The sequence below is a fragment of the Bradyrhizobium sp. 23 genome (assembly GCF_023073295.1).
Classification (GTDB): domain Bacteria; phylum Pseudomonadota; class Alphaproteobacteria; order Rhizobiales; family Xanthobacteraceae; genus Bradyrhizobium; species Bradyrhizobium canariense_D.
On the sequence record NZ_JADPJF010000088.1, the window covers coordinates 46975 to 52555 of the forward strand.

The 5581-nt window shown below is 66.0% G+C and carries 4 protein-coding genes and 1 pseudogene; 4 read left to right on the plus strand and 1 reads right to left on the minus strand.

Annotated features, from left to right (window positions below; all coding sequences use genetic code 11):
• Positions 1-355: VTT domain-containing protein (locus IVB32_RS21120; RefSeq protein WP_346731106.1), on the minus strand; the 355-nt coding region annotated here is incomplete at its 3' end.
• A 309-nt stretch (positions 356-664) separates the two neighbouring features.
• Between IVB32_RS21120 and cobS the strand changes: the two genes are divergently transcribed.
• From cobS to IVB32_RS21140, 4 genes and pseudogenes are all read left to right on the plus strand, one after another.
• Entirely contained in the window at positions 665-1663 is a 999-nt protein-coding gene (gene cobS / locus IVB32_RS21125; protein ID WP_018452933.1) for a cobaltochelatase subunit CobS, read from the plus strand.
• Between the two features lie 163 nt (positions 1664-1826).
• Complete coding sequence (gene cobT, locus IVB32_RS21130) at positions 1827-3731, plus strand: cobaltochelatase subunit CobT (protein ID WP_018452934.1); 1905 nt, start codon at positions 1827-1829, stop codon at positions 3729-3731.
• On the plus strand, positions 3728-4789 hold the full coding sequence (locus IVB32_RS21135; protein WP_018452935.1) for an esterase-like activity of phytase family protein: 1062 nt from the start codon (positions 3728-3730) through the stop codon (positions 4787-4789). The genes cobT and IVB32_RS21135 overlap by 4 nt, the downstream gene beginning before the upstream one ends.
• A 119-nt stretch (positions 4790-4908) precedes the next feature.
• Positions 4909-5581: pseudogene (locus IVB32_RS21140) on the plus strand (oxidoreductase); the annotation flags it as partial.

Sequence of the window (5581 nt, forward strand, 5' to 3'; positions counted from 1 at the left end):
CGAAGAACACCGCCCAGGTGCCGAAGCGGTGGAAGAAATTCTCGCTCTGTTCGACCACACGCGGATAATTGGTCAGCGGCCAGGTGTTGAGGATCTCCCGTTGTTGCCGGTGTCCGATCCAGTAGGCCGAACCATCGCCGAGCACTGCGCCGAGCGCCGCCGCCAGCAACACCCATTGCAGCTTGAGCTCGCCGCCCGGGACCAGGGCGCTCAGCGCCAGGATGATCGTCGAGCCGGGGATGACCGACCCCACCACCGGAACCGCCTCGAGCAGGGCCGCCAGAAACAGGGTCAGATAGGCCAGCCACGCATGGGCCGAGACGAATGAAATGAGGGGATCGAGAAAGGACGTCACATCGTCTCTGCGGTGGGATTGGGCCTTGGGGTTCGGACCCTATATTCAGACCCTACATAAGTAATGAGCGGCGGTAAAAGTGCCACCCGCGTCGGCAGGACGGTGCCTTCGGCACGAAATTCAGGCGTGATTCGCAGGGCAGCCTTCCAAAAATCGCGTTCCTTGCCTATCTAAATGAAAAGACAACGGAACTTTGATCGGGGGGCGGGCTTCTGCCCGCCCGTTGTCTCTGATAGGTTCGCAACAGCACCCAGCCGCAGCCAACGTGCAATAACTGGTCTCGGGATCGCCCGGGACCTCGGAGGATTGATGACGACCGCCGCGATGTCCAAAGTTGAGGAAGTTTCCGGTTTGCCCGACATGAAGGTGTCGGTGCGCCAGGTGTTCGGGATCGACAGCGATCTCGAAGTCCCCGCCTATTCCGAAGTCGATCCTCACGTCCCCGAAGTCGATTCCGATTACCGCTTCGACCGCGCCACCACGCTCGCCATTCTCGCCGGCTTCGCCCACAACCGCCGCGTCATGGTCACGGGCTATCACGGCACCGGCAAATCCACCCATATCGAGCAGGTCGCTGCGCGACTGAACTGGCCCTGCGTGCGCGTCAACCTCGACAGCCACATCAGCCGTATCGACCTCGTCGGCAAGGACTCGATCGTGGTCCGCGACGGCAAGCAGGTCACCGAATTCCGCGACGGCATCCTGCCCTGGGCGCTCCAGCATAACGTCGCGCTGGTGTTCGACGAATACGACGCCGGCCGCCCGGACGTGATGTTCGTGATCCAGCGCGTGCTGGAAGTCTCCGGCCGGCTGACGCTGCTCGACCAGAACAAGGTGATCAAGCCGCATCCGGCATTCCGCATGTTCTCGACCGCCAACACCGTCGGCCTCGGCGACACCTCGGGCCTCTATCACGGCACCCAGCAGATCAACCAGGGTCAGATGGACCGCTGGTCGATCGTCACCACGTTGAACTATCTCAGCCATGACGAGGAAGTGGAGATCGTGCTGGCCAAGGCCAAGCACTATCGCACCACGGAGGGCCGCGACATCGTCAACAAGATGGTTCGCCTCGCCGACCTCACCCGCAACGCCTTCGCCAATGGCGATCTGTCGACGGTGATGAGCCCGCGCACGGTGATCACCTGGGCGGAGAACGCCGACATCTTCAGCGACATCGGCTTTGCGTTCCGGGTCACCTTCCTCAACAAATGCGACGAGCTCGAACGTCCCCTCGTCGCCGAGTTCTACCAGCGCTGCTTCAACGCGGAGCTGCCGGAATCGTCGGTGAACGTGGCGCTCAGCTGATCGCTCTCGGTGTGTCGTCCCGGCCGAGTGCGCAATTGCGCACGGGGGCCGGGACCCATACCGCGAGGTCTCTCTGTGAAGCGACGCTGCTAATTTCTCCTGACGCAATGATTGCCGGCGGTTATGGGTCCCGGCCTTCGCGGGGACGACGGGTAAGGGCGAGATGAGCACCACCTCCAACTCCAAATTCCGCAACACCAAGGAAGCCCCGACCGAGCCGTTCAAGCGCTCGGTGGCCTCCTGCCTGAAGGCGATCGCCAAGGCGCCCGAGCTCGACGTCAGCTTCGCCGCCGAGCGTCCCGGGCTCGCGCCGGGCAAGGCGCGGCTGCCCGAGCCCGCGCGAAAGATGACCAGGCGTGATGCCGCCATCGTGCGCGGCCACGCCGATTCCATCGCGCTCAAGCTCGCCTGTCACGATCCGAAGGTGCATCGCAAGCTGATGCCGGGCAATCCGCAGGCGCGCGGCGTGTTCGAGGCGGTGGAGCAGGCCCGTGTCGAGGCGATCGGCGCGCGGCGCATGGCGGGCGTTGCGAAAAACCTCACCGCGATGCTCGACGACCATTTCCATCGCGGCAAGTTCGACGAGATCACCGATCGCGCCGACGCGCCGCTCGCCGACGCGCTGGCAATGCTGGTGCGCGAGCGCCTGACCGGCATGGCGCCGCCGACGGCCGCCAAGAAGATGGTCGATCTCTGGCGCCCTATTCTCGAAGACAAGATCGGCAGGCGGCTCGACCGGCTCGATACCGTGGTCGAGGACCAGACCAGGTTCGGCGATGCCGTGCATGATCTGCTGACGGCGCTCGAGATCGGCGACGAGCGCAGCGCCGACAGCGAAGACAATGACGAGAACGACGAGAACCAGGACGGCGACAACGATCAGTCCGGCGCCGAGGGTTCGCCCGATTCCGACGCCGCGCAGGAGATGAGCGCCGATCAGGCCCAGGCGTCGAGCGAGGAGATGAGCGAGAGCGCGATGGAAAGCGCGCAGGCCTCGACCTCCGACACCTTCGACGACGGCGAGCTCGGCGACGACGAGACGCCGGGCGAGGCGACGCGGCCGAATTCGCACGGCAAGAACGAGCCGCGCGGGCCGGAATATCACGCCTTCGCGCCGAAGTTCGACGAGGTCATCGCCGCCGAAGACCTCTGCGACCATGACGAGCTGGAGCGGCTGCGCGCCTATCTCGACAAGCAGCTCGCGCATCTGCAGGGCATCGTCGCCCGTCTCGCCAACCGGCTGCAGAGGCGCTTGATGGCGCAGCAGAACCGCGCCTGGGAATTCGATCTCGAAGAGGGCATTCTCGACCCCGCGCGGCTGTCGCGCGTGGTGACCGATCCCTATCACCCGCTGTCCTTCATGCACGAGAAGGAGGCGACGTTCCGCGATACCGTGGTGACGCTGCTGCTCGACAATTCCGGCTCGATGCGCGGGCGGCCGATCACGGTCGCGGCGACTTGCGCCGACATCCTCGCCCGCACGCTGGAGCGTTGCGGCGTCAAGGTCGAGATTCTCGGCTTCACCACGCGCGCCTGGAAGGGCGGGCAATCGCGCGAGGCGTGGCTTGCCGCCGGCAAGCCGGCCAGCCCCGGCCGCCTCAACGATCTCCGCCACATCATCTACAAGTCGGCGGACGCCCCCTGGCGTCGTGCGCGGAAAAACCTCGGCCTGATGATGCGCGAAGGGCTGTTGAAGGAGAACATCGACGGCGAGGCGCTCGACTGGGCGCACAAGCGCCTGCTCGGCCGGCCCGAACAGCGCAAGATCCTGATGATGATCTCGGACGGCGCGCCGGTCGACGATTCCACGCTGTCGGTCAATCCCGGCAACTATCTCGAGCGGCACCTGCGCCACATCATCGAGGAGATCGAGACCCGCTCGCCGGTCGAGCTGATCGCGATCGGCATCGGCCATGACGTGACGCGCTATTATCGCCGCGCGGTGACGATCGTGGACGCCGAAGAGCTCGGCGGCGCCATCACCGAAAAACTCGCCGAACTGTTCAGCGAGACCAACACCGCGCCCACGCAGCCGGCCAACCGCCCGCGACGCAAACTGCATTCGTGAGCAACCATCGGTCCCGCCGCAGCTTTATCGGCCACGCGGCGGCGGGATTTTCCACTCTCGCACTGTCTCGCCTGGCGCAGGCACAGCCGGCGCCGAAGCCGGCGCTGATCGAGCACGCCGTCGCCGCGCCCGTTGGCATCGAGGTCAACGCGCGGCCGATCCCGAATTTCGAGCCGCGCGACCGCGCGCGCACGCGGTTCGGTTCGCTGGACTATCGCGGCGGCCTGGTGCTGACCTCGCCGCATCGCGGCTTCGGCGGCCTGTCCGGCTTCCGCTTTCTCGACAGCAAAGGCGAGCGCTTCCTCGCGATCTCCGACCAGGGCACCTGGTTCACCGGTCGCATCCGTTATTCCGGGCGGATCATGACCGGCCTCGGCGACGTCGAGGCCGCGCCGGTGCTCAATGCGGAGGGGCGGCCGATCACGGAGAAGCGGCTGTGGTACGACACCGAGTCGCTCGCGCGTGACGGCGACCTCGTCTATGTCGGGCTCGAGCGCGTCAACCAGATCATGCGGTTCGATTTTGCGAAGGGCGGCACACGCGCGCGCGGCGAGGTGCTGCCGACCCCGCCGGCGGTGCGCAAACTGCCCTACAACAAGGGGCTCGAGGCGCTGGTGTTCGTTCCAAAGGGGCAGCCGCTCGCGGGCACCTTGATCGCGCTGTCGGAGGGCGGCTTCGATGCCGACGGCAATCTGATCGGATTTTTGCTCGGCGGCCCCACACCCGGCCAGTTCAGCATTCGCCGCACCGACCAGCAGCTCATCAGCGACGCGGTGCTGCTGCCCTCGGGCGATCTCCTGATCCTCGAACGCAAATTCTCCTGGTTCACCGGCGTCGATATCCGCATCCGCGCGATCCCCCTGAAATCGATCGCGCCGGGCGCATTGGTCGACGGCCCCGTGCTGTTCAAGGCCGATCTCGGCCACGAGATCGACAACATGGAAGGCATCGACGCCCACGTCACGGCTGACGGCGAGACCGTGCTGACATTGGTGTCGGACGACAATTTCTCGATGCTCCAGCGCACCCTGCTGCTGCAGTTCGCGCTGGTGGAGTAGGGCGGCGCGGCCGCAATGCATCCCCCGCGAGCCGCCATGCCCCCCGCGCGGCTGGCAATCGGCGCATCGCCCACTACACTCTCTCCATCTCCCTGCCCCCCATCCCGGAACTCCCCCGCATGAGCGCCCTGTTTTCCCCGATCAAGCTGCGCGGCCTGACTTTGAAGAACCGCATCGTGGTGTCGCCGATGTGCCAATATTCGGCCGAGGACGGCGTCCCCACCGACTGGCACTTCACCCACATCAACAATCTCAGCCTGTCCGGCGCCGCGATGTTCTGCATCGAGGCGACCCATGTCGAGGCGATCGGCCGCATCACGCCGGGCTGCCTCGGGCTCTACAGCGATGCCGCCGAGGCCGCGCTGAAGCAGATCCTCACCTCGGTGCGGAAACATTCCTCGACCGCCGTCGCAATGCAGCTCGCGCATGCCGGCCGCAAAGCCAGCAGCGCGCGGCCCTGGGACGGCGGCCAGCTGATTCCGCAGGACGCGGGCGGCTGGCAGACCGTGGCGCCGTCGGCGCTGCCGCACAAGGAGGGCGAGGCCGCGCCGCTGGCGCTCGATGCCGCCGGCCTCAAGCGCATCCGCGAGGCCTTCGTCGATGCCGCCAAGCGCGCCGATCGCATCGGCATTGACGCGGTCGAGCTGCACGGCGCGCACGGCTATCTCCTGCATCAATTCCTGTCGCCGATCTCGAACAGGCGCACCGACGAATATGGCGGCTCGCTCGAGAACCGCATGCGCTTCCCGCTGGAGGTCTACGACGCGGTCCGCGCCGTATTCCCGCACGACA